Annotated in this window: 24 protein-coding genes; 8 read left to right on the top strand and 16 right to left on the bottom strand. The window is 71.9% G+C overall.

Annotation, left to right across the window (positions count from 1 at the left end; genetic code table 11):
- Positions 1-90 precede the first annotated feature (90 nt).
- A complete protein-coding gene (locus U8525_RS28565; protein ID WP_374269865.1) occupies positions 91-861 on the top strand; it encodes a class I SAM-dependent methyltransferase in 771 nt (256 codons plus the stop codon).
- A gap of 6 nt (positions 862-867) precedes the next feature.
- On the opposite strand, the gene U8525_RS28560 is transcribed toward U8525_RS28565, so the two are convergent.
- Positions 868-1137: a hypothetical protein gene (locus tag U8525_RS28560; protein ID WP_374269864.1), complete on the bottom strand. Its 270-nt coding sequence runs from the start codon at positions 1135-1137 to the stop codon at positions 868-870.
- Between the two features lie 84 nt (positions 1138-1221).
- A complete protein-coding gene (locus U8525_RS28555; RefSeq protein WP_374269863.1) occupies positions 1222-2316 on the bottom strand; it encodes a hypothetical protein in 1095 nt (364 codons plus the stop codon).
- Positions 2317-2556: 240 nt separating this feature from the next.
- Between U8525_RS28555 and U8525_RS28550 the strand changes: the two genes are divergently transcribed.
- On the top strand, positions 2557-2931 hold the full coding sequence (locus tag U8525_RS28550) for an Mpo1-like protein (protein WP_374269862.1): 375 nt from the start codon (positions 2557-2559) through the stop codon (positions 2929-2931).
- 21 nt (positions 2932-2952) lie between these two features.
- Here the strand turns inward: U8525_RS28550 and U8525_RS28545 are convergent, their stop codons facing one another.
- Both U8525_RS28545 and U8525_RS28540 read right to left on the bottom strand, forming a co-directional pair.
- Positions 2953-3816: a pirin family protein gene (locus tag U8525_RS28545; RefSeq protein ID WP_374269861.1), complete on the bottom strand. Its 864-nt coding sequence runs from the start codon at positions 3814-3816 to the stop codon at positions 2953-2955.
- Between the two features lie 20 nt (positions 3817-3836).
- Complete coding sequence (locus U8525_RS28540; RefSeq protein ID WP_374269860.1) at positions 3837-4925, bottom strand: alkene reductase; 1089 nt, start codon at positions 4923-4925, stop codon at positions 3837-3839.
- 34 nt (positions 4926-4959) lie between these two features.
- On the opposite strand from U8525_RS28540, the gene U8525_RS28535 reads away from it, so the two are divergent.
- Positions 4960-5943, top strand: a complete 984-nt coding sequence (locus tag U8525_RS28535) for an AraC family transcriptional regulator (protein ID WP_374269859.1) — start codon at positions 4960-4962, stop codon at positions 5941-5943.
- Between the two features lie 123 nt (positions 5944-6066).
- Here U8525_RS28535 and U8525_RS28530 read toward each other — a convergent pair whose 3' ends face one another.
- Both U8525_RS28530 and msrA read right to left on the bottom strand, forming a co-directional pair.
- Positions 6067-8571, bottom strand: a complete 2505-nt coding sequence (locus tag U8525_RS28530; protein WP_374269858.1) for an AAA family ATPase — start codon at positions 8569-8571, stop codon at positions 6067-6069.
- Positions 8572-8733: 162 nt separating this feature from the next.
- Positions 8734-9384: a peptide-methionine (S)-S-oxide reductase MsrA gene (msrA, locus tag U8525_RS28525; protein ID WP_374269857.1), complete on the bottom strand. Its 651-nt coding sequence runs from the start codon at positions 9382-9384 to the stop codon at positions 8734-8736.
- Positions 9385-9496: 112 nt separating this feature from the next.
- On the opposite strand from msrA, the gene U8525_RS28520 reads away from it, so the two are divergent.
- The gene (locus U8525_RS28520; protein ID WP_374269856.1) at positions 9497-9745 is read left to right on the top strand and encodes a hypothetical protein; all 249 of its coding nucleotides are present in this window, start codon (positions 9497-9499) and stop codon (positions 9743-9745) included.
- Positions 9746-9763: 18 nt separating this feature from the next.
- A complete protein-coding gene (locus tag U8525_RS28515; RefSeq protein WP_374269855.1) occupies positions 9764-11125 on the top strand; it encodes a Sapep family Mn(2+)-dependent dipeptidase in 1362 nt (453 codons plus the stop codon).
- A 7-nt stretch (positions 11126-11132) separates the two neighbouring features.
- On the opposite strand, the gene U8525_RS28510 is transcribed toward U8525_RS28515, so the two are convergent.
- Positions 11133-13187 (bottom strand): ATP-binding protein, encoded by a 2055-nt coding sequence (locus U8525_RS28510; protein ID WP_374269854.1) that lies wholly within the window; start codon positions 13185-13187, stop codon positions 11133-11135.
- A gap of 243 nt (positions 13188-13430) precedes the next feature.
- Between U8525_RS28510 and U8525_RS28505 the strand changes: the two genes are divergently transcribed.
- Positions 13431-14393 carry an ornithine cyclodeaminase family protein gene (locus U8525_RS28505; RefSeq protein WP_374269853.1) on the top strand — a complete coding sequence of 321 codons (963 nt, stop codon included), beginning with the start codon at positions 13431-13433 and terminating at the stop codon, positions 14391-14393.
- A 21-nt stretch (positions 14394-14414) separates the two neighbouring features.
- On the opposite strand, the gene U8525_RS28500 is transcribed toward U8525_RS28505, so the two are convergent.
- The 3 genes from U8525_RS28500 to U8525_RS28490 form a co-directional block, all read right to left on the bottom strand.
- Positions 14415-15602, bottom strand: a complete 1188-nt coding sequence (locus U8525_RS28500) for a tetratricopeptide repeat protein (RefSeq protein WP_374269852.1) — start codon at positions 15600-15602, stop codon at positions 14415-14417.
- Between the two features lie 122 nt (positions 15603-15724).
- Positions 15725-16663, bottom strand: coding sequence for a hypothetical protein (locus U8525_RS28495; RefSeq protein WP_374269851.1), 939 nt, complete (start codon positions 16661-16663; stop codon positions 15725-15727).
- 116 nt (positions 16664-16779) lie between these two features.
- A complete protein-coding gene (locus tag U8525_RS28490; protein WP_374269850.1) occupies positions 16780-18318 on the bottom strand; it encodes an FAD-binding oxidoreductase in 1539 nt (512 codons plus the stop codon).
- A 149-nt stretch (positions 18319-18467) separates the two neighbouring features.
- On the opposite strand from U8525_RS28490, the gene U8525_RS28485 reads away from it, so the two are divergent.
- Positions 18468-18767, top strand: a complete 300-nt coding sequence (locus U8525_RS28485) for a hypothetical protein (protein ID WP_374269849.1) — start codon at positions 18468-18470, stop codon at positions 18765-18767.
- Here U8525_RS28485 and U8525_RS28480 read toward each other — a convergent pair whose 3' ends face one another.
- Together U8525_RS28480 and U8525_RS28475 are read right to left on the bottom strand one after the other, a co-directional pair.
- On the bottom strand, positions 18768-19481 hold the full coding sequence (locus U8525_RS28480) for a hypothetical protein (protein WP_374269848.1): 714 nt from the start codon (positions 19479-19481) through the stop codon (positions 18768-18770). It lies immediately after the preceding gene.
- A gap of 96 nt (positions 19482-19577) precedes the next feature.
- Positions 19578-20504: an NmrA/HSCARG family protein gene (locus tag U8525_RS28475; RefSeq protein WP_374269847.1), complete on the bottom strand. Its 927-nt coding sequence runs from the start codon at positions 20502-20504 to the stop codon at positions 19578-19580.
- Positions 20505-20665: 161 nt separating this feature from the next.
- Here U8525_RS28475 and U8525_RS28470 point away from each other — a divergent pair, with 161 nt between their 5' ends.
- Entirely contained in the window at positions 20666-21271 is a 606-nt protein-coding gene (locus U8525_RS28470; protein WP_374269846.1) for a hypothetical protein, read from the top strand.
- A 7-nt stretch (positions 21272-21278) separates the two neighbouring features.
- Here the strand turns inward: U8525_RS28470 and U8525_RS28465 are convergent, their stop codons facing one another.
- The 4 genes from U8525_RS28465 to U8525_RS28450 form a co-directional block, all read right to left on the bottom strand.
- Positions 21279-21683, bottom strand: coding sequence for a DUF2203 domain-containing protein (locus U8525_RS28465; RefSeq protein ID WP_374269845.1), 405 nt, complete (start codon positions 21681-21683; stop codon positions 21279-21281).
- Positions 21684-21801: 118 nt separating this feature from the next.
- On the bottom strand, positions 21802-22587 hold the full coding sequence (locus U8525_RS28460) for a hypothetical protein (RefSeq protein WP_374269844.1): 786 nt from the start codon (positions 22585-22587) through the stop codon (positions 21802-21804).
- Positions 22588-22673: 86 nt separating this feature from the next.
- Entirely contained in the window at positions 22674-23633 is a 960-nt protein-coding gene (locus tag U8525_RS28455) for an ATP-binding protein (protein ID WP_374269843.1), read from the bottom strand.
- Entirely contained in the window at positions 23606-24946 is a 1341-nt protein-coding gene (locus U8525_RS28450; protein ID WP_374269842.1) for a PAS domain S-box protein, read from the bottom strand. Before U8525_RS28450 ends, U8525_RS28455 begins: the two co-directional genes overlap by 28 nt.
- Positions 24947-25011: the final 65 nt, after the last annotated feature.

Genomic DNA, 25011 nt, shown 5'->3' with positions numbered 1-25011 from the left:
GGGAAGACCTCCCGCCAGCGACATGGCGGACGGGCGGCGTCCTCGCGCGTGACGGGCCGCGCGGGGGTGTTAAAGGGGGGGGAGACCGTCATGTCTGAGAGCGTCCTGGACTTCTACGAAGGGCTGGCCGAGGAGTACCACCTGCTCTTCGCGGACTGGGAGCAGGCGGTGGACCGGCAGGGCGCGGTGTTGGACGCGCTGCTGCGCCGCGCGGGCGTCGCGCCGCCGCGCCGGGTGCTGGACTGCGCGTGCGGTATCGGCACGCAGGCGCTGGGGCTGGCGTCGCGGGGCTACGCGGTGCACGCCACGGACCTGAGCCCCTCCGCGGTCGCCCGCGCGGAGCGGGAAGCCCGCGCCATGCACGTGAGCCTCACCACCGGCGTGGCGGACATGCGGATGCTGGACTGGCAGGTGCCGGGCACCTTCCACGTGGTGATGTCGTGCGACAACGCGGTGGCGCACCTGCTGGAGGACTCGGACCTGGAGGACGCGGCGAACGCCATGGCGTCGCGCCTGGTGCCCGGGGGGCTGCTGGTGGCGAGCCTGCGGGACCACTCGGCGCTGCTGGAGAAGCGGCCGCGCTTCACGGCGGAGCGCGTGCTGGACACGCCGCTGGGCCGCCGCGTGCTGTTTCAAGTCTGGGATTGGGCGGTGGATGAGAGGCAATACACCGTGCGCCAGTTCATCCTGCGCCAGGAGTCCGGCGTCTGGCACACCACCGAGCACACCGGCGTCTACCGCCTGCTGCAACCCGTGGAGCTGGAGCAGGCGCTCACGAAGGCGGGGCTGGTGGATCCGCGCTGGTACACGCCGGAGGAGACCGGCTTCAACCAGCCGCTCATCACTGCGCGCAAGCCCTGAGCCGCGTCACACGCGGGACGCCCCGGGCGCGCACCGGCCCGCCAGCGCGTCGTGCCACCACGCCTCCAGCTCCGCGCGCACGAGGGGCGCCGCGTGACGGCGCACGGTGTCCGCCGCCTTCCACCACACGCGGACCTTGTGGCCCCCGGCGCGCAGCGATTGCGCGAGGTGCGCGTGAGGCATCAGCGCGAGCAGCAGGTGCAGGGCCAGGAGCCAGCCCAGGCCCTCCCGGACGAACGACGGGAGCGACCTCTGTCCATGCGGCGGTCTGTCCACGGCACCCCTCCTGATGACAGTTGTAGTCAGGAGCGATATGTCATGACTACGACTGTAGTCAAGTGGCCGTGGCGGGCTTGTGGCTCAGGCGCGCTTCGCGTCCGCGGGGGCGTTGGGGTGGCGCGCGAGCATCATGCGCAGCTGGGGCTGACGGCGGACCAGCTCCTGCTTGAGCAGGTGCGCGATGAGGGCGGGCGGCGCGGCGCTCCAGCGCGCGATGTTCTGCACCAGCATGGGCGAGCGGTACGTGCGCCCGCACAGGAGCGACGTCGTCTTGCCGTCCACCGGCATGCCCACGAGCGCGCCCAGGGCCCGGCCTTCCGTGTTGAGGATGAGCTCGACCTTCTCCTCGGACGGGCCGGTGGAGAAGCGCTGGCGCAGCAGCTCGCGCGCGGCGCGGCGGGTCTGCTCCGGCACGTCGCGGTCCACCGTGAGCTTGTGGTGCTCCATCAGGCGGCGCATCGCCCACAGGCGGCGGAAGACGGCCACCGGCAGCTGCGGGTTGCGCACGAGGAAGCGGCGCACGCCCGCGTCTGACGCGAAGGCCGCTCGCGCCACCAGCGCCTCCAGGCCCACGGGGTTGCGGTGGTGCCTGGCGATGAGCCTCGCGTGCGCAAGGCCCACGCGGGAGCTCTCCAGCACCGCCTTGATGACGGCGGGCACCGGGTCGAAGCACAGCGCGGACAGCTCCGGCTCCTCCGCCCCCTTCGCGAGCGCCACCCGCTGGTCCTCCGGCAGCGCGTGCAGCCGCGTCTCGAAGAGCTTGCGGTAGTCGCCCAGCACCGCTTCGGGCACGTCGTCCGCGGGCGCGGCCTCCTCGTCGGAGTCGCCCGAGGCCTCCGCCTCCGGCAGCGGCTCCGTCCCGCTCTCATCGAGCGAGGGCATGGCGCGTTCCTCCACGGCCGCGCCCGCCAGGAGCGCGGCGCTCGCGGGTGGCGCATCCGGAGGCCGGAGCGTGTTCACGGCGCTCGCGGGCTCCGCGCCCGATAGCAGCGCCCCCTGCGACACCAGCCTCGCGAGGATGTCCCGCAGCTTGTCCGGGGGGAACCCCGTCAGCGCGGGCAGGTCCCTCTCTCGCGTGTGGCCGTCCAGCCGCGACAGCACGAAGCCCTCCTCCGCGTTCAGCGGGAGGCGCCGCAGGTCCACCGTGGGGTTCAGCTTGGGCGTCCAGTCACTCATGCGCGCCCCCGAGTCTTTCACGACACGCGCGGTTCGCGCCTCCCACCTCCAGGCTGTCCGCACCGGATTGTTCCCTACCCGCCTGGAACGACCGGGCGCGTCGAGGACCGCCTGTCCGCCCTCCTGCCGACAGTCCGCGTCCGGGTTGCCGTGGCTTCGGGGGCGACCGGTGTCCCGACCGGCACGAAGAGAGCCCGCATGGGTTGACGGGAGGCGGGCGGCTGGACACAACTTCACTTCATGTCCGACCGCATCCAGACCTATGCCGAGTTCTGGCCGTTCTATCTGCGCGAGCACTCGCAGGCGTCGACACGCTGGCTGCACTTCGTGGGCACCAGCCTGGGCGTGGGCCTGGGAATCACCGCCGCCGTCACCGGGCGCGGCGCGCTGATTCCCGCGGCCCTGGTGTCCGCCTACGGCTTCGCGTGGGCCAGCCACTTCAAGATCGAGCACAACCGCCCCGCGACCTTCAAGTACCCCTTCTGGTCGCTCATCTCCGACTTCCGCATGGCCGCGCTGATGCTCACCGGCCAATTGGGTCCGCACCTGGAGCGCGCCAACGCCGGCGCGCCGGCCGCCGCCACGCTGGCGCCGGCCCCCGCCGAGAGCCGCTGACGCCCGGCGCCGCGCGGTCCGCTACCTCGGCGGCGGCGGACCGAAGCGGCCCGCGCGGTACCCCTCGAAGGCCCTCAGGATGTCCGCCTGGGTGTCGCCGATGAAGGGCCCGTGGCTCACCAGCGGCTCCCGCTGCGGCTGGCCCGCGTACAGCAGCACCCGCGCTCGCGTCGTCCCGGTGACGCGGACCGTGCTGTCGCCGCCCGACACCGGCCGGTCCAGCCAGCCCACCTGCCCGGGCCTCAGCGTCCGGCGGTCCGGCCCCACCGCGACCGCGCCCTCCAGCACGTAGAAGAAGCCGTTGTACGACGCGGGCAGGTCCTGCTCGACGGACGCGCCCGCTTCGAGCACGAGCTCCGCCAGCGTGACGGGCACGTAGTTCTTCGTCGCCGACCGCACCGGCCCCGAGGTGCCGCTGTAGACCCGCACCTCCACGCCCGGCTCACGCCGCACCGGCAGCTGGGCGTAGGGCAGGTCCTGGTAGCCCGCGGCCACCCAGCGCTGCGCGCGGGGAAGGGTGAGCCACAGCTGGAGGATGCGCGCCTGCCCCAGGTCGCCCTCCAGGCCCTCGCCGTGGATGACGCCACTGCCGGCCGTCATCCACTGCACGTCGCCCTCGCCCAGCTTGCCGCTGTCGTGGGTCATCCCGCCCTTCACCACGAGGGTCACCGTCTCGAAGCCCGCGTGCGGATGCGGCCCGCCGATAGGCTTGCCGTCGATGCGGTCGTCCATCAACAGGATGAACGGATCCGACCGCGCGTAGTCCTCCGGCGAGATGACCGGCACCACCGTGTGCGCCGGGCCGAACTGCCCCGGCATGGGGGCCGGCAGGTCGATGACGCGCTCCAGCCGGCGCTCCAGGACTTCGCCTCGCTGCGTGTTCATGACGGTTCTCTCCTCTCGGCTCAGGTCAGCGCCGGGTAGCTCGTGAAGCCCTGCTCCTCGCCCGCGAAGAAGGTCGCCGCGTCCGGCGTGTTGAGCGGAGCGGACCGGCGGAAGCGCTCCGGCAGGTCCGGGTTCGCGAGGAACGGCACGCCAAACGCCACGAGGTCCGCCTCGCCGCGCTCGACGACCGCTTCACCGGTCCGCGCGTCGTAGCCGCCGTTGGCGATGAGGACGCCCGGGAAGGCCTCGCGGAGCCTCGGGGTGATGCGCTGCTCGGGCGCCGGGGCGTTGGGGCCCGCGACGTTCTCCGTCACGTGCAGGTAGCCCAGGCCCAGCCTGGCCAGCTCGCGGGCCAGGTACGTGAAGGTCTCCACGGGCGTGGAGTCCGTCATGCCCGCATAGGCGAAGTTCTGCGGGTGGAGCCGGTAGCCCACGCGGTCCGCGCCGAACACCTCCGCCACCGCCCGCGCCGCCTCCAGCGGGAAGCGCGCCCGGTTCTCGATGCCGCCGCCGTATGCGTCCGTGCGCCGGTTGGAGCCGTCCCGCAGGAACTGGTCCAGCAGGTAGCCGTTGCTGCCGTGCAGCTCCGCGCCGTCGAAGCCGGCCGCCTTCGCGTTGCGAGCGCCCTGGCGGAACTGCTCGACGACGCCGGGAAGCTCCTCCGTCTCCAGGGCCCGGGGCGCCACCGCGCGCTTCTTGCCCTGGAACGTGAAGACCTCCTGGTCCACCGCGATCGCGGAGGGCGCCACCGGCAGCGCGCCGCCGTGGAAGTCCGGGTGCGAGACGCGCCCCACGTGCCACAGCTGCGCGAAGATGAGCCCGCCCGCCGCGTGGACCGCGTCCGTCACCTTGCGCCAGCCCGCCACCTGCTCGGGCGAGTGGATGCCCGGCGTGCGGATGTACCCGACGCCCTGGGGGCTGACCTGGGTGCCCTCGGAGACGATGAGGCCCGCGGACGCCCGCTGCGCGTAGTAGGTCACCGCCAGCGGGTTGGGGACGTTGCCGTCCACCAGCGCCCGGCTGCGGGTCATGGGGGCCATCACCAGCCGGTTCTTCAGTTCGAGCCGGCCCAGCCGGAAGGGGGAGAGGAGCTTCAGGGGATTTGCCATGGCCGGTGAATGCTCCAGGCGCTATGGACGTGCCATGGCCTCCAGTCCAAAGAAATTGACCGAACGTCCAGAGGTGCCGGAGTGGCAGGGCGCGGACGTGCTCGCGGACGTGCTGGACACGCTGCGGCTGTCCACCCGGATGCACGGCCGCTTCGAGCTGTTCGCGCCGTGGGGGCTCCAGTTCGGGACGTACCCGGGCGCGCACATCATCCTCATCGCGAGGGGTGGGGCGCGGCTGGAGGTGGAGGGCGTTCCGGGGGCGCTCGAGCTGTCCGCGGGCGACCTGGCCGTGCTGCCGCATGGCGGAGGCCACACGCTGCGCGACGCGGAGGGCAGCCCCGTTCATGTCCTGGAGCCGGGCGCCTGCGCGAGCGCCCGTGGCAAGGGCGCCATCCGGCTGGGCGGCGACGGCGAGCGGACGACGCTGGTGGCGGCGTCGTTCCAGTTGGGCGTCGCGCCGCGCACGCTCCTGTTCCAGGAGCTGCCGCGGGTCATCCACCTGGCCGCGGATGATGCGGCGACGGCGCCGTCGCTGGCGTCCACGGTGCAACTGCTGCTGACGGAGAGCGCGTCGTCGCATCCGGGGGCCACCGTCATCATGAGCCGGCTCGCGGACATCCTGCTGGTGCAGGCCCTGCGGGCGCACATCATGTCCTCGGAGTCGTGCCGGGAGAGCGGCCTGCGGGCGCTGGTGGATCCGCCGATAGGCAAGGCGCTCGCGCTCATCCACGAGCGGCCCGGGGAGCCCTGGACGGTGGAGCGCCTGGCGTCGGCCGTGGCCATGTCGCGGTCCGGCTTCGCCGCGCGCTTCAGCGAGCTCGTGGGAGAGCCGCCGCTGGAGTACCTGGCGGGGTGGCGGATGATCAAGGCCGCCCAGCTCCTGCGCGAGAGCGAGCTGCCCCTGAGCGAGGTCGCTCCGGCCATCGGCTACCAGAGCGAGGCGTCCTTCAACCGCGCCTTCAAGCGCTGGGACGGCACGGCTCCCGGCGCGTACCGGCGCAACCACCGCCGGGCGTGAGGCTTCAGGGCTCTTCCCGCGGAGGGGGGGCCTCATGCGCGACTCCGGCGCTGATGGGGCAGCTCACGGCTGAAGCTGGAGCTGCCCATCTATGCCTGGATACGCTGAAACGAGGACTGGGCGTCAAATCTCCTCGAAGACCGGATCGTGTTCCGTTGGAACCATGGTGAGTTCCTCTTTGGCGGTGGAAGCGGATTGCTCGTCGCTGCTCCTGACGATTCCGATGACTTGCGCAGCGAAATGGATGCGGTCCGTCTTCCGGATCTGCATGAGTCCGCGGTCGGCCCAGCTCGTTTGGGGGTTGTCCGCAGAGATGTCTCCGCGCCAAGTTCCATCAGAGAGCACGGAGATACGGACCCGCTTCATGGTATAGGACTTTTGCTCGATGTAGTCGTTGTATGCGAGGACGTAGATACCCTCGTTCTCAATCACATTTGGCAGTGCTGAGTTCGCCTGGGCGTTCGTTTCCTGCAAGGGCTCCAGAGTCACCCCCTGGAGGCGCTTGAGTGCCACGACGTCATTGGGCTGGAGGGTATCCGCCATCGAGTCACCTATCACAGTCGCGAAGGCGTCAATCTTCGTACCGTCGATCGACTGATAGCGCGTGTCCTGGTCGGGGTGGAGGGCTGAACTTGGCCCTGCTGCGACACGGAAGAGTTGATCCACGCGACGAGCTGATTGAATGACGTCGTGGGAGACCTTGATCTCCTTGAGCCTGTTTCGGAGATTACGGCGCCTGGGCGGATTGATTTGCGGGGGCATGGTCTGCGTCGCAGTGGGAGCGACGGACTCCGGTTTCAACTCCGAGAGGGACTGTCCCAGTGCGAACTCGAAGAACTTGAGGAGGCGCTCATTGCGTTCGGAGGACTCGGTGATCCGCTTGGTGGCGGTCCAGGGTTTGTCGGACGGCCATGTCTCGCCGAAAATGAATCGCTCGAAGTTTGGCTCATGGGTGAGGCTGGTTCCTCCGCCTCGTAGCAGTGCTTCAATCTGCTCATTCGCCGAGTCGGCCTGACTTCCCTCATCCAAGTCGTAAATGACGCGGTAGTGGATGTCGAAGGCGTTGAGGACCTTCTGGAATGCGGGGATGGTCCATTTTCCACGGCAGTTGATGATCGTGGTGGCTCGTCTGGCCAGGAGGTACTTGGCCCAATTGAGTTCTCCGGACTCGCAAAGTTTCCTTGCGAGGGCGTCGATCGCCGCGAGTTCGCAATCACCCTCGACCAAGCAGACCTTCTCCGAGAAGAAGGCTTCATTCACGGCCGGATCGAAGTTGAGCAGCATCCTGAGTCGTGCTCGCCGCTGCTTGTCGGTGTCGGACTGGTCAAAGACGTCTGCTGTGCGTTGATGGGCCGTGGGATGCCCATTTCTCTTCCTCAGGATGAGGATGCCATCGTGGCGGTCCGCGAGGTCGAGGAAGACGGGCGAGTGCGTCGTGCAGAGGACCTGCCCGATACCGCTCTGTGCAATCTTCAGCAGGGTGTCCCGCATCCTCCGGCACATGCCGGGATGCAGGTAGATTTCAGGCTCCTCAATCAGAAACAGCATGTGTTGGCGCTCGTGTGAATCGCCCTGCCTGCTCTGTTCCACGTATAACTGGAGCAGGGCAAGGACGATGGAACGCTGGGCTCCATGACCCTGGTTATCCGGTCTCGTAGACAGGGCTCCATCCAACACCCTGAACTCGGTGCTGCTCGCGAGGTCCGAGGTCACATCCGGAGTGGTAAACTTGAGTTCCGCGCGGATGTTGATGAGTTCCTTGAACTTCTCCGTCAGCTTCTCTTCCATGGAGGCCACGAGCCGGTGCTTTCCCTCGGTCGCGAAAAGCTCCTGAAGCTCATCTGCTGCTGACTTGAAGCGGATGACGCATTCGTGATTCGCAAGCTGCTGGTCGAACAAGGCTTTGACGATCTTCCGGATCGCCGACTGCTTGGCGCCCACGTCCGTCTCCGCGCTGGTCTCGCGAAGTGCGGGGACGTAGATGACGCTAGGAAGGGCCGCTTCGAGGGCAGTCGCGATGCTTCCAGGATGGAGGACCCACTCCTCTTGCTTATGGACTTCGACGAGGGGGGACTGGAGTTCACGAGCGGCGTTGAGGAGTTGAGCGAATGTGGGTTTCGATGGGGCGCCGTCCTTGAGAGCGCGCTCGATGATGGGTTTCCATCGCTCGTCTTCCTTCTCAAGCGACTTGATGCTCTTCTTGTGTGACCAACCTGTGAGTTGATAATCCGGTGGACGGTCGTGGTTGTACGACCAGTTCTCCGCTGCGCTGTTGACTGCCCTCCAGATGCGCTTCAGCCGGTAACGCTGCTGGGTGCCGTCGAAGAAGGTATTGTCCTTGAGCGCGTCGAGCTGCCGGTCGTTGTCGCTCAGTTGGTCGAACTCGAGTTCAACCTCGATGGGTCCGTTACTGGACGCGTTGCCAGGAAACTGCTCCTCGGAGGCTTTCATGCTGGCACTGCATGCCAGCCGGATGGCCTCCAGGATGGAGGACTTCCCCGCGTTGTTCTCCCCAACGATGGAGAGGAAGTCCGCCGAACCCTGTCGCTGCTCTTCCTTTTGAGGAATTCGCAGCTCGATCGACTTGATGGACTTGTAGTTCCGGATGGTGACTCGGTCCAACCTCATGGGCGCCCTCCCTCGCATCGCGACGTGACCGCATTCGCGATGTCGGAGGTTGCATGTGCTCCTGGTCGGCGACCATACCCACTGAGAGGGATTGCGGAGCAGAGGCTGGTGACCCGGCAGGGCGCGTGTCCGGAAGACAGCGGGCCCCGTGTGGAGCAAACGTCAAACGCCCACGCCAATCGGGCAGCTCACGCCGGTGCCGCCGACGCCGCAGTAGCCGCCCGGGTTCTTCTGGAGGTACTGCTGGTGGTAGTCCTCGGCGTAGTAGAAGGCCGGCGCCGGGAGGATCTCCGTGGTGATGTCGCCCAGGCCCTTCGCCTGGAGCGCGCCCTGGTACGCCTGGCGCGTCTCCTCCGCGGCGCGCTTCTGCGCGTCGTTCGCGTAGTAGATGCCGGAGCGGTACTGGGTGCCCGCGTCGTTGCCCTGGCGCATGCCCTGCGTCGGGTCGTGGTTCTCCCAGAAGACCTTCAAGAGCTGCGCGTACGTCACCTGCTTCGGGTCGTACACCACGCGCACGACCTCGTTGTGGCCGGTGAGCCCCGAGCAGACCTCCTCGTACGTGGGGTTCGGCGTCAGCCCGCCCGCGTACCCCACCGCCGTGGAGTACACGCCCGGCACCTGCCAGAACTTGCGCTCCACCCCCCAGAAGCAGCCCATGCCGAAGAGGGCCGTCTCAAGGCCTTCCGGCACCGGCCCCTTCAGCGGGGTGCCCAGCACGGTGTGCTTCGGCGGAACCGGCATCTCCTGCGAACGGCCCGGCAGCGCCTCCTGCGGAGTGGGGAGCCTCGACTTCTTCGGGGACGTGAAGAACATGCTCTAGCTTTAGCCCCGGACCCCCCGATTTTCACGTCCGCCGCACGGCCGCCCTCCCGCCCTCCCTCCCACCAGGAATGCCCCGTCCTCCCGACGGTTCCCCAGGCCACCCATGCGCACCCGCCTCCTCGCCGCCCTCTGCCTCCTGGCGCCCGCCGCCGCCCTCGCCGCCAAGGACCCCCGCTGCGTCGGCAAGCCCGCCGCCCGCGCCGCCCGCTTCTCCGAGGCCGCCCTGAAGGGCGCCTCCGCCGCGGAGCGTTACGCCGCCTACGTCCAGGCCTGCGCGCTGGAGGACGTGGTGGCCCTCACCCAGACGCTCGTCCGCTTCAAGACCGTGAGCAGCGAGGCCCCCGCCGCGTAGAGCCCGGAGATCGCCGCCATGGGCCGCGCCCTGGAGGCGTGGGCCAAGCAGCACGGCTTCGGCTTCCGCACCGTGGGCGACAACGACGTCTTCGAGCTGTCCTGGGGCGAGGGCGAGCCGCTCCTGGGCCTCGTGTTCCACGGCGACGTGGTCCCCGCGCCCGCGCACGAGTGGAAGCGCGCGCCCTTCAAGCCCGTGGTGGAGAAGGGCCGCCTGTACGGCCGCGGCGTGGAGGACGACAAGGGGCCCATCGCCTCCGGGCTCGTCGCGCTGGCCATGGCCAGGGACCTGGGCCTGAAGCCCCAGGGCAAGGTGCTGGTCATCATCGGCAACGGCGAGGAGAGCGACTGGAACGGCATGAAGAAGTACGCGGACACGGAGCCCCGGCCCACGCACGTCATCTCCGTGGACTCCGGCTACCCGGTGATGGCCGCGCAGTCCGGCTTCGTCGCGTGGACGCTGGAGGCGCCCGTGGGCGCCGCGCCCGCAACGCCCCAGGAGGGCACCGTCGCGCGCGCCGTGGACGTGAGCGCGGGCGAGTTCCTCACCCAGGTGCCCGGCGCCGCCACGCTGAAGCTCGCGCCCGTGAAGGGCCAGACGCCGGACGCGGTGCTCGCCGCCGTGAAGGCCGCCATCGCCCAGGAGGCCCCCGCGCGCAAGGACCTCAAGGCGGAGGCGAAGCGCGAGGGCAGCACCGTGGTGCTCACCACCCACGGCGTGGCGGTGCACTCGTCCACCGCGGACGAGGGCCACAACGCGCTCTGGGACCTGTCCGCCGTGGCCTCGCGGCTGCCCCTGGAGGACAACGGCATCGCGGCGCTCCTGCGCGTCGTGGCGAAGCGCTTCGACGGCGACCACCACGGCGAGAAGCTGGGCCTCCAGTACCAGGACGCGCTGATGGGGCCGCTGCTCGTGGCGCCCACCGTGCTGCGCGTGAAGGACGGCACCGTGTCCCTGGGCGTCAACATGCGCCGGCCGCAGGGCCAGGACGCCGCCGCGTTCAACGCGGCGCTGGACGCCGCCGCGAAGCGCGTGGGCGAGGACTCCGGCGGCCAGGTGAAGGAGGGCGCCGGCCGCTACCTGGGCGACCCGCACGTGGCGGACACGTCCGGCCCGCTGGTGAAGACGCTGATGGACATCTACAAGCGCCAGCGCAAGGCGCCGGACGCGGTGCCCGGCTCCATCCGCGGCGGCACCTACGCGCGGCTGTTCCCCCGCGCCGTGGACTTCGGGCCCGCGTTCCCCAACGAGCCCTACACCGGCCACGCCCCGGACGAGTCCATCGCGCTGGAGACGCTGGACCTGAGCACGCGCATGCTCGCGGAGGCAGTGCACACGCTCGCCATCGCGCCCGCCTCCGAGGCGAAGGCCGCGCCGTGACGCCCGCTCACGGCGGCAGGTAGCCCCTGGGCGGGGGGACGCGGGGCCACCGCACGGTGAAGGTCGTGCCCTCGCCGGCGGCGGTGTCCACGCCGACGGTGCCCCGGTGCACCTGGACGATCTCACTCACGATGTAGAGCCCCAGCCCCAGGCTGCGGTGCTTGCTGCTCTTCTCCGGCGAGTGCGGCTGCTTGAACGGGTCGAACAGGTGGGGCAGCAGGGCCGGGGGGATGGGGTCGCCGTCGTTGCTCACCCGCATCACCACCTCCGCCGGCTCGCCGGCGAGGGAGGTGACGACGGGCGTCCCGTTCCTCGCGTGTTGCAGCGCGTTCACCACCAGGTTGCCCAGCACCTGCGTCACCCGGTCCGGGTCCCAGTCCCCCCACAGGTCATCGCCGTGCACCTCCAGCAGGAGGCGTCGCTCCGGGTAGACCACCTGCAGCTCGTCCAGCATGCCCTGGCACAGCTCCACCATGTTCACGTGCTGGCGCGCCACGGGGATGCCCCCGCCCAGGCGGCTGCGCGCGAAGTCGAGGATGTCGTTGATCATCCGCGTCATCCGCGCCGTGGCCTTGCGGATGCGGTCCACGGAGCGGCGCGCGGCCGGATCCAGCCCCGAGGCCTTCCCCAGCATGAAGGCCGACGCGGTCACCGCGTGCAGGGGGTTGCGCAGGTCGTGGCCCAGGACGGCGATGAGCTCCTCGCGGAAGTCGATGGCCTGCTCCAGCGCGGCCTCCGCGCGCTTGTGGTCGGTGATGTCCACCACCGTGCAGCCCACCCCCAGCAGCACCCCGTCCGGCGTGCGCACCGGGAAGTAGTCCGCGCGCCAGGACCCCTCGCGGCCCCGCACCGGATCCGGCCCCACGAGGAGCATGTCCTGCACGGGCTGCCCCGTCTCCAGCACCCGCCGCAGCGCCTGCTCGATGGGCGCCACGGCGCCGGTGCGGACCATCTCGCGCAGCGCGTGGCCCCGGTGCGCCTCCACGGGCTTGCTGTTGAGCCGCGCCAGCATGTCGTTGATGCGCAGGTAGCGCAGGTCCGGATCCAGGAACGCGATGCCCACGGGCGCCGCGTCCAGCAGCGAGTCCAGCAGCGCCAGCGACCGCTCGGCCTCCTGGCGCGCCGCGTGCTCGCGCGCGTGCAGCTCCGTCTGGGCGATGTGCGCGGACGCCCGCTCCGCGACGGCGTGGAAGAGCAGCACGTCCGAGTCGGAGAACGCGAAGGCCGTGCGCGAGCCCATGTACGCCATGCCCAGGAGCCGCTCGCCGTCCAGGAGCGGCAGGCCGTACAGCGCGCGCAGCCCCGCGCGGCGCAGCGGCCCGAAGAGGACGCGCGGATCCGTGGCGGCCGAGCGGACGAAGAAGGGCCGCCGCTCCAGCGCCGCCTGCCCGCTCACGCCCTCGCCCACCGGCACGCGCAGGCCCTTCACCTCATCCGTGCCCAGGCCCACCGCGGCGCGCACCACCAGCGCGTCGCCCTCCAGCAGCATCACCGCCGCGGTGTCCACGGTGAACGCGGACTCCATCAGCCGGGTGAGCAGGCGCTCCAGGAGCGTCTCCATGGCCGGGTCGTCCAGCGTCGCCTCGGACATGCGGTCCAGCGTCTGGAGGATGCGCTGCTTCATGTCCCAGAAGAACGACATGGTCCGGGTGACCACCCGGTCGAGCGTCTCCTCCAGCCCCGTGAGGTCCCCGGGTCGCAGCCGCTGCTCCATCGCCTCCAGCCGGTGGAGGATGCAGCGGCGCAGGAGCGCGTACTCGTGGGCCACCTCGCCCAGGTCGAAGCCCGCGTCCAGGCGGGCCGCGGCGTGCGCCGCCTCCAGGCGCTCGTCCAGCGCCTCCGGCCCCTGCTCCATCGCGTCCGCCAGCGCGGCGAGCAGCTCCGGCATGTGGTCGATGAGCCAGGGCGGGTGGGGGGAGTCCTGCCGGCACAGGTGCTCGAACACCGCCTGCTGCCAGTCCGCCAGCAGCGCGTCGTGGTTCGCGCGCAGGAACTCCGCCGCGGACGGGCGGCGGCCGTCGCGCGCATGCTCGTCCGCGGAGTGTGAACCCGGCCCCTGCATCGCCCTTCTCCCCGGGCCCTCGCCCGGTCGTGCCGCTCCTCGCGAAAGTCTGCGCATGGCGGCCCCGGCGCGCCTCGCCCTCGCGTCGGTCGGGGGCCTTCACCCCGAGCTCTCGGCCGCCGCCGCCAGGTCGGGCCTCGGGCGCACCGGCCGGCTCGCCGTTCACCTTCATGCGCTCGGCCGTCCCGGGGGATGTTCGCGCCCCAGGGCGTGCGCACGCTCGGGTAGGGTGGCCGGCAAAGCATGCGCACCCTCCTGCTCAACCGCTCCGCCGTGGCCCGCAACCTCCAGGCGCTCCTGCTCCTGGATGACCTGCGCGAGGCCTTCCGCACCGACGCCCTCGCGCGCACCGTGGCCCCGCAGCGCGTGCGCGCGCCGCTGCACTCGTTTGGCACCGCGATGGTGCTCTTCCCCGGCTGCGTGCCCGGCATCCCCGCGTACACGGTGAAGGCGCACGCGCAGTTCCCCGGGCAGCAGCCCGCCATCCAGGGCGTGGTGCAGCTGTACGACCTGGTGACGGGAGGGCTGCTCGCGGTGATGGACGCCGGGCACCTCACCGCCGTGCGCACCGCCGTGGCGGGCGCGCTGGCCGCGGACGTGCTGGCCCGGCCGGACGCGACGCGCGTGGCGGTGATTGGCGCCGGCCGCCAGGGCGTGCTCCAGCTCAAGCAGCTGCGGCTGGTGCGCACGCTCAGCCAGGTGCGCGTCTACGACACGAACCTCGCGCACGCGAACGCCTACGCCTCGCGCATGTACCAGGAGCTGAACCTGCCCGTCCGCGTGGAGACGTCCGTGGCGGACGCGGTGGCGGACGCGGACATCGTGGTGACGGCCACGTGGAGCCGCGAGCCCTTCCTGCGCGCGGGCATGGTGCGGCCGGGCACGCACATCACCGCGCTGGGCGCGGACGAGCCGGGCAAGGCGGAGCTGTCCCGGGACCTGCTCGAGCGAGCCCTGCTCGTCTGCGACCACCGCGGCCTCGGCGTCTCCACCGGCGCGGCGGGCGCGGTGGGGCTCACGGAGTCCGCCATCCACGCGGAGCTGGGCGAGGTCCTCGCGGGCCTCAAGCCCGGGCGCGCGTCCCAGGACCAGGTGACGGTGTTCGCCGGGGTGGGGCTGCCCTTCCAGGACCTGGCCGCCGCCTGGCACGTGTACCAGGCGGCGACCGGCGACGCGGACGTGCCCACGCTCGACTTCAACGCGTAGCGCGGGCCGCCCGGGCGGGCCTCAGGCCTTGGACAGCGTCTGCGAGAGGCGCACGGCCTCCTCGTGCAGGTCGGTGTCCTCCGCCAGCGGCATGGCGAGCACCTTCTGCACCAGCTCCTTCGCCTTCGCCTCCTGGCCCAGGCGCGCCTGCGCGAGCGCCAGGTTGAGCAGGGGCTCCGGGCGCTCCGGGGCGCGGCGCACGGCCTCCTCCAGCACCGTCACCGCGCGCGGCAGGTTCGCGTCGGCCGGCTCCGCGGGGACGCGCAGCAGCAGCTGGCCCAGGTTGTTCGCCGCGCGCCAGCCGTCCGGCGCGATGCTCATGCCCTGCTCATACGCGGCGATGGCCTTGTCGTACGCGGGCGGCTCCTGCGCCTCGTAGCAGGTGGCCTCCGCCATCTTCAGCGACTCGCTGGCCACGCCCAGGGACGTCATGGTCTGGCAGAGGTGCCGGGCCTGCTCGATCTGGCCGCGCGCCAGCATCAGCTGCGCCAGGTTCGCCTGGGCGTCCGCGTCCTTCGGGCGCTGGGCCGCGAGCGTGGAGGCCGCCTGGTAGGACGTGCGCAGGTCGCGCAGCGCCATGGACAGCACCGTCACGGACGCGAGCAGGCGCGGCTGGTTGGGCACCGCCTTGAGGCCCTGCTCCAGCACCTTGCGCGCCTCCACCAGCTTCTCCTGGGCGGACAGCGCGTGCGACAGGCTCAGGTACGCGGGCACGAAGCGCGGCGCCAGCGTGAGCACCTCGCGCAGCGTGGCGAGGCCGGCGTCCGTCTTGCCCGCCTCCAGCTGCACCTGGCCCAGCCGGTAGCGGAACACCGGGTTCTGGGGCGCGAGCTTCGCGGCCTGGGACAGGGCCTCCAGCGCCGGGGCGGCCTTGTCCTGCTTGATCAGCATCATGCCCTTGCCGAAGTGGGCCTCGGCGCGGTTGGGATCCACGGCGAGCACGCCCTGGTAGGCCTTGAGGGCGGCGTCCAGCTGGCCCTTCTGGGCGGCGATGTTGGCGCGCACCAGGCCGGTCTCGGCCGTGGCGCCCTGGGCTTCCGCCTTGGCGAGCAGGCCTTCCGCCTGGGGCAGCTTGTTCTCCACCAGCGCCAGCTTGGCCATCACCACCAGGGCGTCGCGGTGGTTGGGGTTCTTCGCGAGGAGCTTCTCGGCCTCGGCCTTCGCCTGGGCCACCTGACCCTGCGCGAGGAGGGTTTCCAGAGAGTTCATGAGGGAAAGTGTCCCCCACAGGGCGGGGGCTGTCGAGCAACGGGAAAAAGGAAGGGCCTCGCCCGGATGGACGAGGCCCTGGGAAGGACTTCAGGTGGGAGACGGCCGGCCGAGGCCCGCCACTACCACTTGCTCAGCGCGTCCTTGATGCCCTCGCCGACGTTCTTGATGCCCTCGCCGACGTTCTTGATGCCCTCGCCGACGTTCTGCACCGCGTTGCCCACGCCCTCGACGGCGGCCTTGGCGGCGTCGCCCACCTTGCCCACGTCGACGGAGAAGCCGAACTCCAGGCTGGCGCCGATGCCCAGCGCCGCGCCCACGTCGAAGTTGGCGGACAGCTTGCCGTCCTTCAGGCCGACGTTGGCCTCGAACTCCACGCCGATGCCGGCGAAGGCCTCCGCGCCGGCCGTGACCGTCGCGGGCCCGATCTCCTGGCTGACCTCCGCGCTGGCGCGGGCGCCGGCGAAGGCCTCACCGTGGACGGACGCGGCCGCCTGGCCGTGCAGCGGGTCCAGCACCACCTGGCCCGTGGCGCTCGCCTCGGCGCCCACGTTGCCCTCGGCGCCCCACTCGGAGCGGCCCAGGGCGCTGTCCGCGTGGCCTTCCACGGAGCCGCGGACCAGGTCCGCCTTCACGTCCACGGAGCCCTCGGCGCCAATCTTGCCGTGCAGCGGGTCCACGGAGACGTTGCCCTGCGCGGACACGTCCGCCGTCAGCGCCTGGCCTTCCACCGTCGTGTGGAAGTTGCCGTTCGGGTCACCGAAGGTGTGCTCGCCGGAGGCCGCGGTCCAGTTCTTGTTCCACTCACCGGAGGCCACCGTCTTGTCGAAGCGGCTGGTCTCCAGCTGCTTCTGGATGTCCGTGGTGGTGGACTCGTTGGCCTTGTTGCTGGTGGTGACGCGGTTGCCCTGCACGCCGCGGTTCAGGTCGATGGTCGCCTCGCCCTGGGCCCGGTTGTGCGTCTGGGCCTGCACCTCGCGGCGAACCTGCGTGCCGTTGGCCGGGGGCGTGGTGGTGGGGTTCCGGAACACGGGGCGGTAGCGGTTCGTTTCGATGGTCATGGAAGAGGCTCCGGCGGGCGCGAGGCGCGGTGGAAAAGCTTGTGTCTTGAGAATTTATCGGAGGGGGCCCTGAGAAAGTTTCCGCCCCTCTTTTTTTTCGCTGATCCGCGCGGCCCTCAGGGCTCGGATCTCCCGGGAGCCAGGATTCCCTCGGGGTCGAACGCCGCCTTCAGCCGCCGGCGCACCTCCGCGGAGTCGTCCCGCACGGCCGGTACGGCGTCCCTCGCCTGGAGTCCGGCTCGGGTCAGGTGGTACCCGGCCTCCGCCAGCTCGCGGGTGAGGGCGCGGTAGCAGGCCTGGGCGCGGGCGTCCTCGCCCTTCACGTCGCGGTCATAGGCGAGCGCGGTGACGAGGTAGACGCAGCGCGGGGAGTGGGCGAGGAGCGCCAGGTTGGGCTCGAAGCCGAAGAGGCGGGGGACGCGGTCGGCGATGTCGGTGGCGCGCTTCGCCTCCGGGCCGGTGAAGGGGACGGCGACGGAGCACCAGATGAAGCCGCAGCGGTCCCGGTCCGGGTCCGGGTCCGCCGGCTTGGGGGTGCGCTTGCGCCAGTAGGCCATGGCGAGGTTGGTCTCGGTGGGGACGCCCTGGAGCGTGCCCTCTCCGAAGGGGGCCACCGGGCCGAAGGACAGGGGGCGGAAGGCGCCCTCCACGGCGCGGGCGAGCCGCTTCTCCAGCAGGGCGCCCAGCTCCGCGTCCGGGGCGATGAGGGTGCCGCTGATGGCCCAGCGGCCAAAGCCCTCGCGGAGCTTCTCGCGGGCCCAGTCCGGCAGCGGCGCCCGGCCCACGGAGGGGTAGGGGTACTGCTGGGTGATGCTGTAGGCCTTGATGTCGTTCCAGAAGAAGAAGCTGCCCTTGAGGGTGCCGTCCAGGGCCAGGGCCTGGAGCCGGTCCACCATGTCCCAGAGCTGGGCGTCGTCGTTGACGGCGCAGAAGAAGTCGCGCAGCCAGGGCTGCTTGCGCGCCAGCCAGAACGTCATCCGCGTCACCACGCCCAGCGAGGACTGGCTGAACAGGCCGTCCAGCACCGGGCCCAGGCCCCAGCGGAAGACGGGCGCGGCGCGGGCGCCGGGGAACCTGGCGTGGCCCGTCTCGATGCGCTCGCCCGTGGGGAGCACGGCCTCCAGCGCGCACACGTGCTGGAAGATGTCCGCGTTGGGGCCGGCCCCGTCGCCGCGCTCGAGCGCGTTGCCCACCATGCTCGCGTCCGGCGACCCGCCGATGGTGGTGATGAACGTGGAGGAGCCCTTGTCGCGCAGGTACGCGTAGGCCTGGCGGAACGTCACGCCGGGCTCCACGGTGAGGTACGCCAGCTGCTCGTCGTGCGCGAGGATGCGGTTCATGCGCCCCAGGTCCAGGAGCGCGCAGCCGTCGCCCGGGGGCACGCGCGAGCCGTAGCCCCAGTTGCGGCCGGCGCTCACCGGGTACACCGGCACGCGGTGCTCGCTCGCGATGCGCAGGCACGCCTGCACCTGCGCCGTGTCCGCCGGCCGCACGATGGCGGGGATTCTCTGGGTGGTGGCGAAGGTGGCCGTCTCGGCGGCCTCCAGCGCTTCCGGGTCCACGACGACATGCGCCTCGCCCACGGCCTCCCGCCACGCGGCCAGGGCCGCCTGGAGCGGGGAGTCCACCGGGGCCTTCCCTTCGGTCTCGCTCACGGGGCCGCAGTATGCCCTCGCGGACGGCCTCCTGCTGGCCCGCCGTGCGGCGAGCGGGCGGGCGAGCCCCCGGGGCGGAGGGTCGCCGGGTGGACACCGGCCATGGTCGCCCCCTGCCGCGTGTTCATCTTCGGCGTGGGGAGGTGTTCATGGTCGGCTTCATCACGTCACGCAACGGACGGTGGGTTCGGATTCTGGCGGGCACGGGCATGGTCCTGGGCGGACTGGGCTCGGGCACGTCCCGGGGCGCGGTGGTGGCGCTGACGGGCCTGGTGCCGCTGCTCTCCGGCGCGCTGGACCTGTTCCTCCTGGGGCCGCTCCTGGGCCTGCCCGTGCGGGGCGCGGACGCGCGGCGCGCGCTGGGCCAGCCGGAGGACGCGCCGCTGCTGGACCTGGCGCACGACGGCGGCCGCTCCCCCTACGCCCCGCCCAGCACGCTCCTGCACTAGCTACTTCGTGCTCACCTCGAAGGGGATGCCGAGCGAACCGAACGGCTCCCCCGTCTCCGCGTCCACCAGCCTCAGCTGGAGCGTCACCGCGCTCTCGCGGTGGGCGACGCCCTGGAAGTAGAGGAAGCCCGCCATCGTGCCGCCGGGCTCCAGCGTGCCCTCGGGCAGCGCGTCGTTGAGCATGTCCTCGGTGGGCAGCGGGGGCTCGTAGTACGTCGGGCCCAGGGAGTACGGGTCGTAGAAGGGGCTGCCCCACGGGCCGTACCCTCGGGGGCCCCAGCCGCGCCAGGGACCATAGGGGGAGCCGCCGCCCACCCACACCCTGCCGCGGTGCGCCGCCGGGCGGATGCTCGCGGGCGCCTCCGCGTCGCGCGACGAGGTGGCCCGCCGCAGGGACAGGGGCGGCAGCGCGCTGTAGCGGAAGCGCGACTCCTGGCCCACCAGCGCGAAGTCCTTGTACTGGAGCCGCAGCGGGCGCTGCCCCTGGTTCTCCAGGCGGACGTAGACGGGGGTGACGCGGCGCTCCAGGTCGGACGGGGAGCCCCGCCAGGCCGAGCCGTCCGCCGTCAGCCGCACGCCCTGCTGTTCCGTGATGGCGCTGCTCTTGTTGCCCTGGAGGACCCCCGCCTCCGGCGTGGGCCGCAGCTTCGTCTCCGCCGCGCAGCCCGCCACCAGGCTCAACGCCAAGGCCCCCAGCCCCAGTGCTCCACGCATCGCATGCCTCCTCCCGTCTCAACGTAACGTCCGTGGCGTCCGGTGGAGGACATGCCCCGTGCTCCACCCCGGAGAGCGGGCGGCCGGCCGGGGGGCTCAGGGCTGGGGTGTCACCGGCTGCGCGGCCTCCTCGAGGTAGGAGGGCGCGGCGATGAAGTCCCAGGTCTGGTGGCGCGCCCAGTCCTCGAGCTTCTGCCAGCCCACGCGTGGGTAGTTGTTGCGCAGGGTGAGGATGTCCGCGTGGTAGCCCACGCGGTCGAGCCACTCGAACATGGCCGCCAGGTCCTCGCTCTGCTGCTGGAGCTGGGCCAGGGGAACCTGCTCGAAGTTGATGCGGTGGCCGCTCACCATGGAGAGCAACGCGGCCGCCTGCTGGCCCGTCACCTCGTCGGAGGCGACGTCGATGCGCTCGCCGATGAAGCGCTCCGGGTCGCTCAGCACGTGCAGCGCGAAGCCGGCCAGGTCCTCCACGGCCACCATCTGCAGGCCGCGCGTCGCGGGCAGCCCCAGGGCCAGCGTCCCCTTCGCCAGCAGGTCGTGCGTGGGCGGGCGGAGGAGGTTCTCCATGAAGTAGGTGGGGCCCAGGATGGTGAAGGGCATGTCGCGCCGCCGCAGGTACAGCTCCACGGCGTGCTTGCTGTCGAAGTGGGGAATGCCGGTGAGCTCGGACGCGCCCGCCACGGACGAGTACACGAAGTGCCGCACGTTGGAGCGCTTCGCCGCGTCCGCCAGGTTCTTGCCGTGCTGGACCTCCGCGTCCGCGCCGCCCTCCCGGAAGGGCGTGGCCATGGCGTAGACGGCGTCCACGCCGCGCATGGCGCTCTCCAGGGAGGTCGGGTCGTCGAAGTCGCCCTGGGCCAGGGTGACGCCGGGCCGGCGCAGGGCCCGGGTCGCGGGGGTGTCCACGTCGCGCACCAGCGCCACCACGTGGTGGCCCCGGTCCGCGAGCTTGCGGAGGACGGCGCCGCCCTGCTGGCCGGTCGCGCCAGTGACGAGCACGGTGATGGAGAAATCCACGGGCATGGCTTCAAGACCTCCGGATGCGACGTGTCACGGAAAGCTGGAGACGCCCCCCCTCTTTGGCGAGGCCTCCCGGTCGCAGTGTCCTCCCGCGAGCACAGGCTCCCGAGGCAGGCAGGCGACCCGCGGGGGAGGGGCGGGCGGCGTGGCATCCTCCTGGCCCCATGAGCAAGCGTGACACGCCCCCGCCCTCCGAGCTGGTCTCCGCCGCGCAGGCCCTCGACGCCGAGCTGGTGCGCTTCGAGGCGCTGTCGGAGCAGCTGAAGGAAGCGCCCATGACGTCGGAGAAGCAGTTGGAGCGCGCGTCGAAGATGCTCAAGGAGCTGGCGGACCTGGACGACGCCTTGCGCCTGCGCGTGGGCGCGCTGGTGCAGGCCATCGCCGGGGTGCGCAACCGGCAGCAGGCGCAGGCGGACGCGGTCAACGCGCGCGCGCAGGAGCTCCAGCAGCGCACGGAGGTCTTCAAGGAGCTGCTCACGCGCTACGGGGCGCTGGGGCAGAGCGCGGCGGACCTCAACGGGCGCATGCAGGAGTTCGCGGCGCTGCGCCAGCAGCCCACGCGCACGGCGGAGGAGGACGCGCGGCTCACGGAGGTCTTCACCGCGCTCCAGGCGCGCATGGCGGAGGTGGCGGACGAGGCGGCCACGCTGACGCGCGCGGCGGAGGAGGCGAGGTTCTCCGACATCGGCCGGCAGGCGGAGTCGCTGCGCCAGCAGCTGCTCGCCGCGCGCAACAAGCTGGGCCTGCTGCACCAGAGCCTGTCGAAGTGAGCGCGCCTCAGCTGAGGTAGGTGGGCTCGAAGTCGTCCGGGCTGTCGATGGGGCGGCGCCCGGAGAAGCCGGCCTTCAGGTCGTGCCAGTGGGCCACGGTGTCCTCGCCATAGCGCCAGCAGAGGTAGACGGGCTCCTCGCCGCGCCGCGCGTGGAAGTCCACCAGGCCGTCCGCGCCCTTGATCTCCAGGCCCATCTCCTGGAGCGGGCCCAGCTCGCCGCGGATGCGCTCCAGCAGCGCGTCGCGCTCCTCGCGGAAGGAGCGCACCTCGGCGGTGTCGGGCGGGGCCTCCGGGCCGTCCAGCAGCTCCGCCAGCTTCTGCACGCGCTCCACCCAGGGGCGCACGCGCCCGAAGGTCTTCGTCAGCAACGGCACCAGCCGGCTGGCCTCTTCCACGCTGAAAAAGCGCATCGGGGGGACAGCATGCAGCGCGCGCCCCGCGCCCGCCACCCTGTTCCGGGAGGGGAGGGGAGCGCGTGTCACGGCCGCGTGACCGTGTCGGGAACAGGTCAGCGCCCGGGACGGGCGGTCACCCGCGTCGCAGCGAAGCCAGGTTCTCCAGGAGCCAGCGCCAGGCGGCCTCGCGCAGGGGGAAGGCCGCCTCGCGCGCGAGGAAGGTGGGGGTGTGCTCCGCGGCGCAGCGGCCGGAGGCGTCGTGGACGTCCTGGGCCGCGTCGGTGGCGGAGAGGTCCGCGTGCAGCAGCGCGTGGAAGACGAGGAAGTCCACGACGAAGGCGGGCACGTGGGGCCGGTCCAGCGCGGGGTGGACGCGCACCTCGCGCAGGCGCGCGTCATAGCCGCCCAGGTGGATGGTGCGGCGGGTGCGGCGGCCGGGACGGCGGGCCCAGCCCACCTCCACGGCGCGCACGCGCCCGTCGAAGTACGCCGCGTCGAGCCGGGCGTGGACGGCCTTCAGGTCGAAGCAGCGGCCGCGCGTGCGCAGGGGCGCGCCGGGCCTGCGCTCGCGGCGCACCTGGCCCTGGTGGGCGTGGCTGAAGGCCTCCAGCACCTCGCCGGAGGCGGTGTCGCCGGCCACGTAGCGGGCCAGGGCACGCACCACGGGGTCCGGCGCGTCCAGGAAGAGGTGGTGCAGGCGCAGGCGCACGCCGTCGGGGAGGCGGCGGTAGCTCACCAGGGTGGCGCGGTTGTCCGTGAGGCGCAGGTGCACGGGCTGGCCCAGGAGCGCGGACACGCATCGGGCCAGCTCCGCGGCCCGGGGCAGCGCGTCCTCGCGCGAGGGCAGCCGCGAGCGCGCCGGCTCCCGCCCGGGCGCCGGGGCGTCGAACATCGCCAGCTGTCCGGGCGGTGGACGCATGCCGGGGGAAGGTAAGCCCTGCCCCCGCCCGCTGGCCAGGAGGATGCGCGCGGCCGCGTCGGGTGTCCCACGAGCCGCCGCGGCCGTCAGGGCCTCGGGGGCGCGGGGTAGCGGCCCGCGAGCGACGCGAGCACGGCGAGCAGCTCCCCGGGCTCCACGGGCTTGGGCACGTGGCTCTGGAAGCCGGCGCGCAGCACGCGGGTGCGGTCCTCGGAGCGGGCGTAGGCGGTGATGGCCACCGCCGGGGTGCGGCCTCCCCTGGCGGGGGGCAGCGTGCGCACGCGCTCGATGAAGCCATAGCCGTCCGTGCCCGGCATGCCGATGTCGGAGACGAGCACGTCCGGATGTTCCGCCTGGAGCACCTGGAGCCCCTCCGCCGCGGAGCCCGCGGTCACCACCTGGGCGCCGCTGTCCTCCAGGAGCGTGCGCAGCAGCTCCCGCGCGTCCTCTTCGTCATCCACCACGAGCACGCGCACGCCGCTCAGCTCCGGCGGGGGCGCGGGCGCCCGGTCCGGCGCGGGCGGCCTCGGCGACGGCGGCGTGGCGAGGTCGCGCCGCTGGGTGGCGGACAAGGGCAGCCGCATGGTGAAGGTGGAGCCCCGGCCCTCGCCGCCGCTGGTGGCGGAGACGGTGCCGCCGTGCATCTCCACGATGTGCCGCACGATGGCCAGGCCCAGCCCCAGGCCGCCCGTCTTGCGCGTGCTGCCGCTGTCGGCCTGGCGGAAGCGCTCGAAGACGTGGGGCAGGAAGGCGGCGGCGATGCCCTGGCCGGTGTCCTCCACGGTGAGCTCCACGGTGGAGTCGCGCCGCGCCACCACCAGCCGCACGCGTCCGCCCCTGGGCGTGAACTTCACCGCGTTGGACAGCAGGTTCCACACCACCTGCTGGAGCCGGTGCGGGTCGCCCATCACGCTGCTGGGGGGGTCCACCAGGGCGCTCACCTGGATGCCGCGCGCGTCCGCCGCGGGCCGCACGGACTCGAGCGCCTGCTGCACCACCGCGTCCAGGTCCACGGGCCTCACGTCCAGCCTGAGCTTGCCGGACACGACGCGGCTGACGTCGAGCAGGTCCTCGATGAGCTGGCCCTGCGCGCGCGCGTTGCGCTCGATGGTCTCCAGCGCGCGCTCCCGGCGCTCTCGCGGACGAGCAGCGCCTCGCGCTCCACCTCCGCCTGCTTGCGGTCGGAGATGTCGATGACGCTGCCGATGTAGCCCAGGAAGTGGCCCTCCGCGTCGAAGCGGGGCGAGCCAGTGTCCACGGCCCAGCGGTAGTGGCCGTCCGCGCCGCGCAGCCGGTAGTCCATGCGGAAGGGCTGGCGGGTGGCGTTGGCGCTCTCGAAGGTCCGCTGCGTGCGCCCCAGGTCGTCGGGGTGGACGGCGTCGAGCCAGCCGAAGCCCAGGCCCGTGACCTCGGTCTGGCCGGTGAAGGCGTACCAGCCCCGGTTCATGTAGGTCGTGGAGCCCCGCGCGTCCGTCACCCAGAGCATGACGGGGGCGTGGTCCGCCATGTTGCGGAAGCGGGCCTCGCTGTCGCGCACGGCCTCCAGCAGGCGCTCGCGCTCCTGGGCCACGGTCTTCTGTTCGGTGATGTCGCGCGCGGCGGCGTAGATGAGGCCCAGCTCGGGCACGGGGCGCGCGGCCCACGCGAGCCAGCGGTAGCGGCCGTCGCGGGTGCGGAGGCGGTTCTGGAAGCGCAGGGTGGGGAGGCCCTGGGACAGCTTGCGCAGCTCCTCGCGGGTGGACGCGAGGTCGTCGGGGTGGAGCAGCTCCGTGTAGGGGTGCTGGTAGAGCTCCGCCTCGCTCCAGCCGAGCACGTGGATGAAGTAGGTGTTCACGCGCTTGAAGTACCCGTCCAGGCCCGCGATGCAGAACATGTCCGGGGACAGCTGGAAGAAGTGCTCGCGCTCCTCGGCCTCGGCGTGGCGGCGCTCGGCGCTGTCGAACGCGAAGGGGATGGCGGCCTGGGCCAGCGCGTTGTCGAGGCAGGCGCAGAGCACGCGCCATTGCGCCAGGGGCACGTCCAGGTCCGCGTGTTCGGCGCGCGCCAGGACGCAGTCGCGCAGGAGGGCGTATTCGCGCGTGAGCAGGGGCACGTCGGCGCCCAGGCGCAGGCGCTGGCGGCCGTGGGCGACCGCGGACTCGCTGGGGTGGGGCGGGGGGAGGCGGTCGGGGTCCTCCTCCGCCTCCACGAGCACGGCGTGGAGCTCATCGAGCAGGGCGGGCAGGGCGTCGATCAGCTGCTCGCGAGACATGCGCAGGGGGGCGAAGAGGGGGGACACCCGGGCGACCCAGTCCTCCAGGAGCGCGTCGCGGTCGGTGTCCAGCAGCTCCGACAGGGACGCGGGGGACCGGCCCTGCATGGGCATCGGCTCTCCGGTGGAAGGGCCCCGCTCCTGTGAACCCGATGAAGCCATGAGTGGTTCTA

Source organism: Corallococcus sp. RDP092CA (assembly GCF_041903675.1).
Taxonomy (GTDB): domain Bacteria; phylum Myxococcota; class Myxococcia; order Myxococcales; family Myxococcaceae; genus Corallococcus.
This window is presented reverse-complemented; position numbering and strand designations above follow the sequence as displayed.

Excerpts from the sequence above, each read along its gene's own strand:
- U8525_RS28555 (WP_374269863.1), bottom strand. The coding sequence starts at position 2,316 with ATGAGTGACTGGACGCCCAAGCTGAACCCCACGGTGGACCTGCGGCGC.
- U8525_RS28505 (WP_374269853.1), top strand. The coding sequence starts at position 13,431 with ATGCGCACCCTCCTGCTCAACCGCTCCGCCGTGGCCCGCAACCTCCAG.
- U8525_RS28500 (WP_374269852.1), bottom strand. The coding sequence starts at position 15,602 with ATGAACTCTCTGGAAACCCTCCTCGCGCAGGGTCAGGTGGCCCAGGCG.
- U8525_RS28530 (WP_374269858.1), bottom strand. The coding sequence starts at position 8,571 with ATGAGGTTGGACCGAGTCACCATCCGGAACTACAAGTCCATCAAGTCG.
- U8525_RS28465 (WP_374269845.1), bottom strand. The coding sequence starts at position 21,683 with ATGCGCTTTTTCAGCGTGGAAGAGGCCAGCCGGCTGGTGCCGTTGCTG.
- U8525_RS28520 (WP_374269856.1), top strand. The coding sequence starts at position 9,497 with ATGCGCACCCGCCTCCTCGCCGCCCTCTGCCTCCTGGCGCCCGCCGCC.
- U8525_RS28495 (WP_374269851.1), bottom strand. The coding sequence starts at position 16,663 with ATGACCATCGAAACGAACCGCTACCGCCCCGTGTTCCGGAACCCCACC.
- U8525_RS28550 (WP_374269862.1), top strand. The coding sequence starts at position 2,557 with ATGTCCGACCGCATCCAGACCTATGCCGAGTTCTGGCCGTTCTATCTG.
- msrA (WP_374269857.1), bottom strand. The coding sequence starts at position 9,384 with ATGTTCTTCACGTCCCCGAAGAAGTCGAGGCTCCCCACTCCGCAGGAG.
- U8525_RS28460 (WP_374269844.1), bottom strand. The coding sequence starts at position 22,587 with ATGCGTCCACCGCCCGGACAGCTGGCGATGTTCGACGCCCCGGCGCCC.
- U8525_RS28485 (WP_374269849.1), top strand. The coding sequence starts at position 18,468 with ATGGTCGGCTTCATCACGTCACGCAACGGACGGTGGGTTCGGATTCTG.
- U8525_RS28470 (WP_374269846.1), top strand. The coding sequence starts at position 20,666 with ATGAGCAAGCGTGACACGCCCCCGCCCTCCGAGCTGGTCTCCGCCGCG.
- U8525_RS28540 (WP_374269860.1), bottom strand. The coding sequence starts at position 4,925 with ATGGCAAATCCCCTGAAGCTCCTCTCCCCCTTCCGGCTGGGCCGGCTC.
- U8525_RS28515 (WP_374269855.1), top strand. The coding sequence starts at position 9,764 with ATGGGCCGCGCCCTGGAGGCGTGGGCCAAGCAGCACGGCTTCGGCTTC.
- U8525_RS28450 (WP_374269842.1), bottom strand. The coding sequence starts at position 24,946 with ATGCAGGGCCGGTCCCCCGCGTCCCTGTCGGAGCTGCTGGACACCGAC.
- U8525_RS28475 (WP_374269847.1), bottom strand. The coding sequence starts at position 20,504 with ATGCCCGTGGATTTCTCCATCACCGTGCTCGTCACTGGCGCGACCGGC.
- U8525_RS28545 (WP_374269861.1), bottom strand. The coding sequence starts at position 3,816 with ATGAACACGCAGCGAGGCGAAGTCCTGGAGCGCCGGCTGGAGCGCGTC.
- U8525_RS28510 (WP_374269854.1), bottom strand. The coding sequence starts at position 13,187 with ATGCAGGGGCCGGGTTCACACTCCGCGGACGAGCATGCGCGCGACGGC.
- U8525_RS28565 (WP_374269865.1), top strand. The coding sequence starts at position 91 with ATGTCTGAGAGCGTCCTGGACTTCTACGAAGGGCTGGCCGAGGAGTAC.
- U8525_RS28480 (WP_374269848.1), bottom strand. The coding sequence starts at position 19,481 with ATGCGTGGAGCACTGGGGCTGGGGGCCTTGGCGTTGAGCCTGGTGGCG.
- U8525_RS28535 (WP_374269859.1), top strand. The coding sequence starts at position 4,960 with ATGGCCTCCAGTCCAAAGAAATTGACCGAACGTCCAGAGGTGCCGGAG.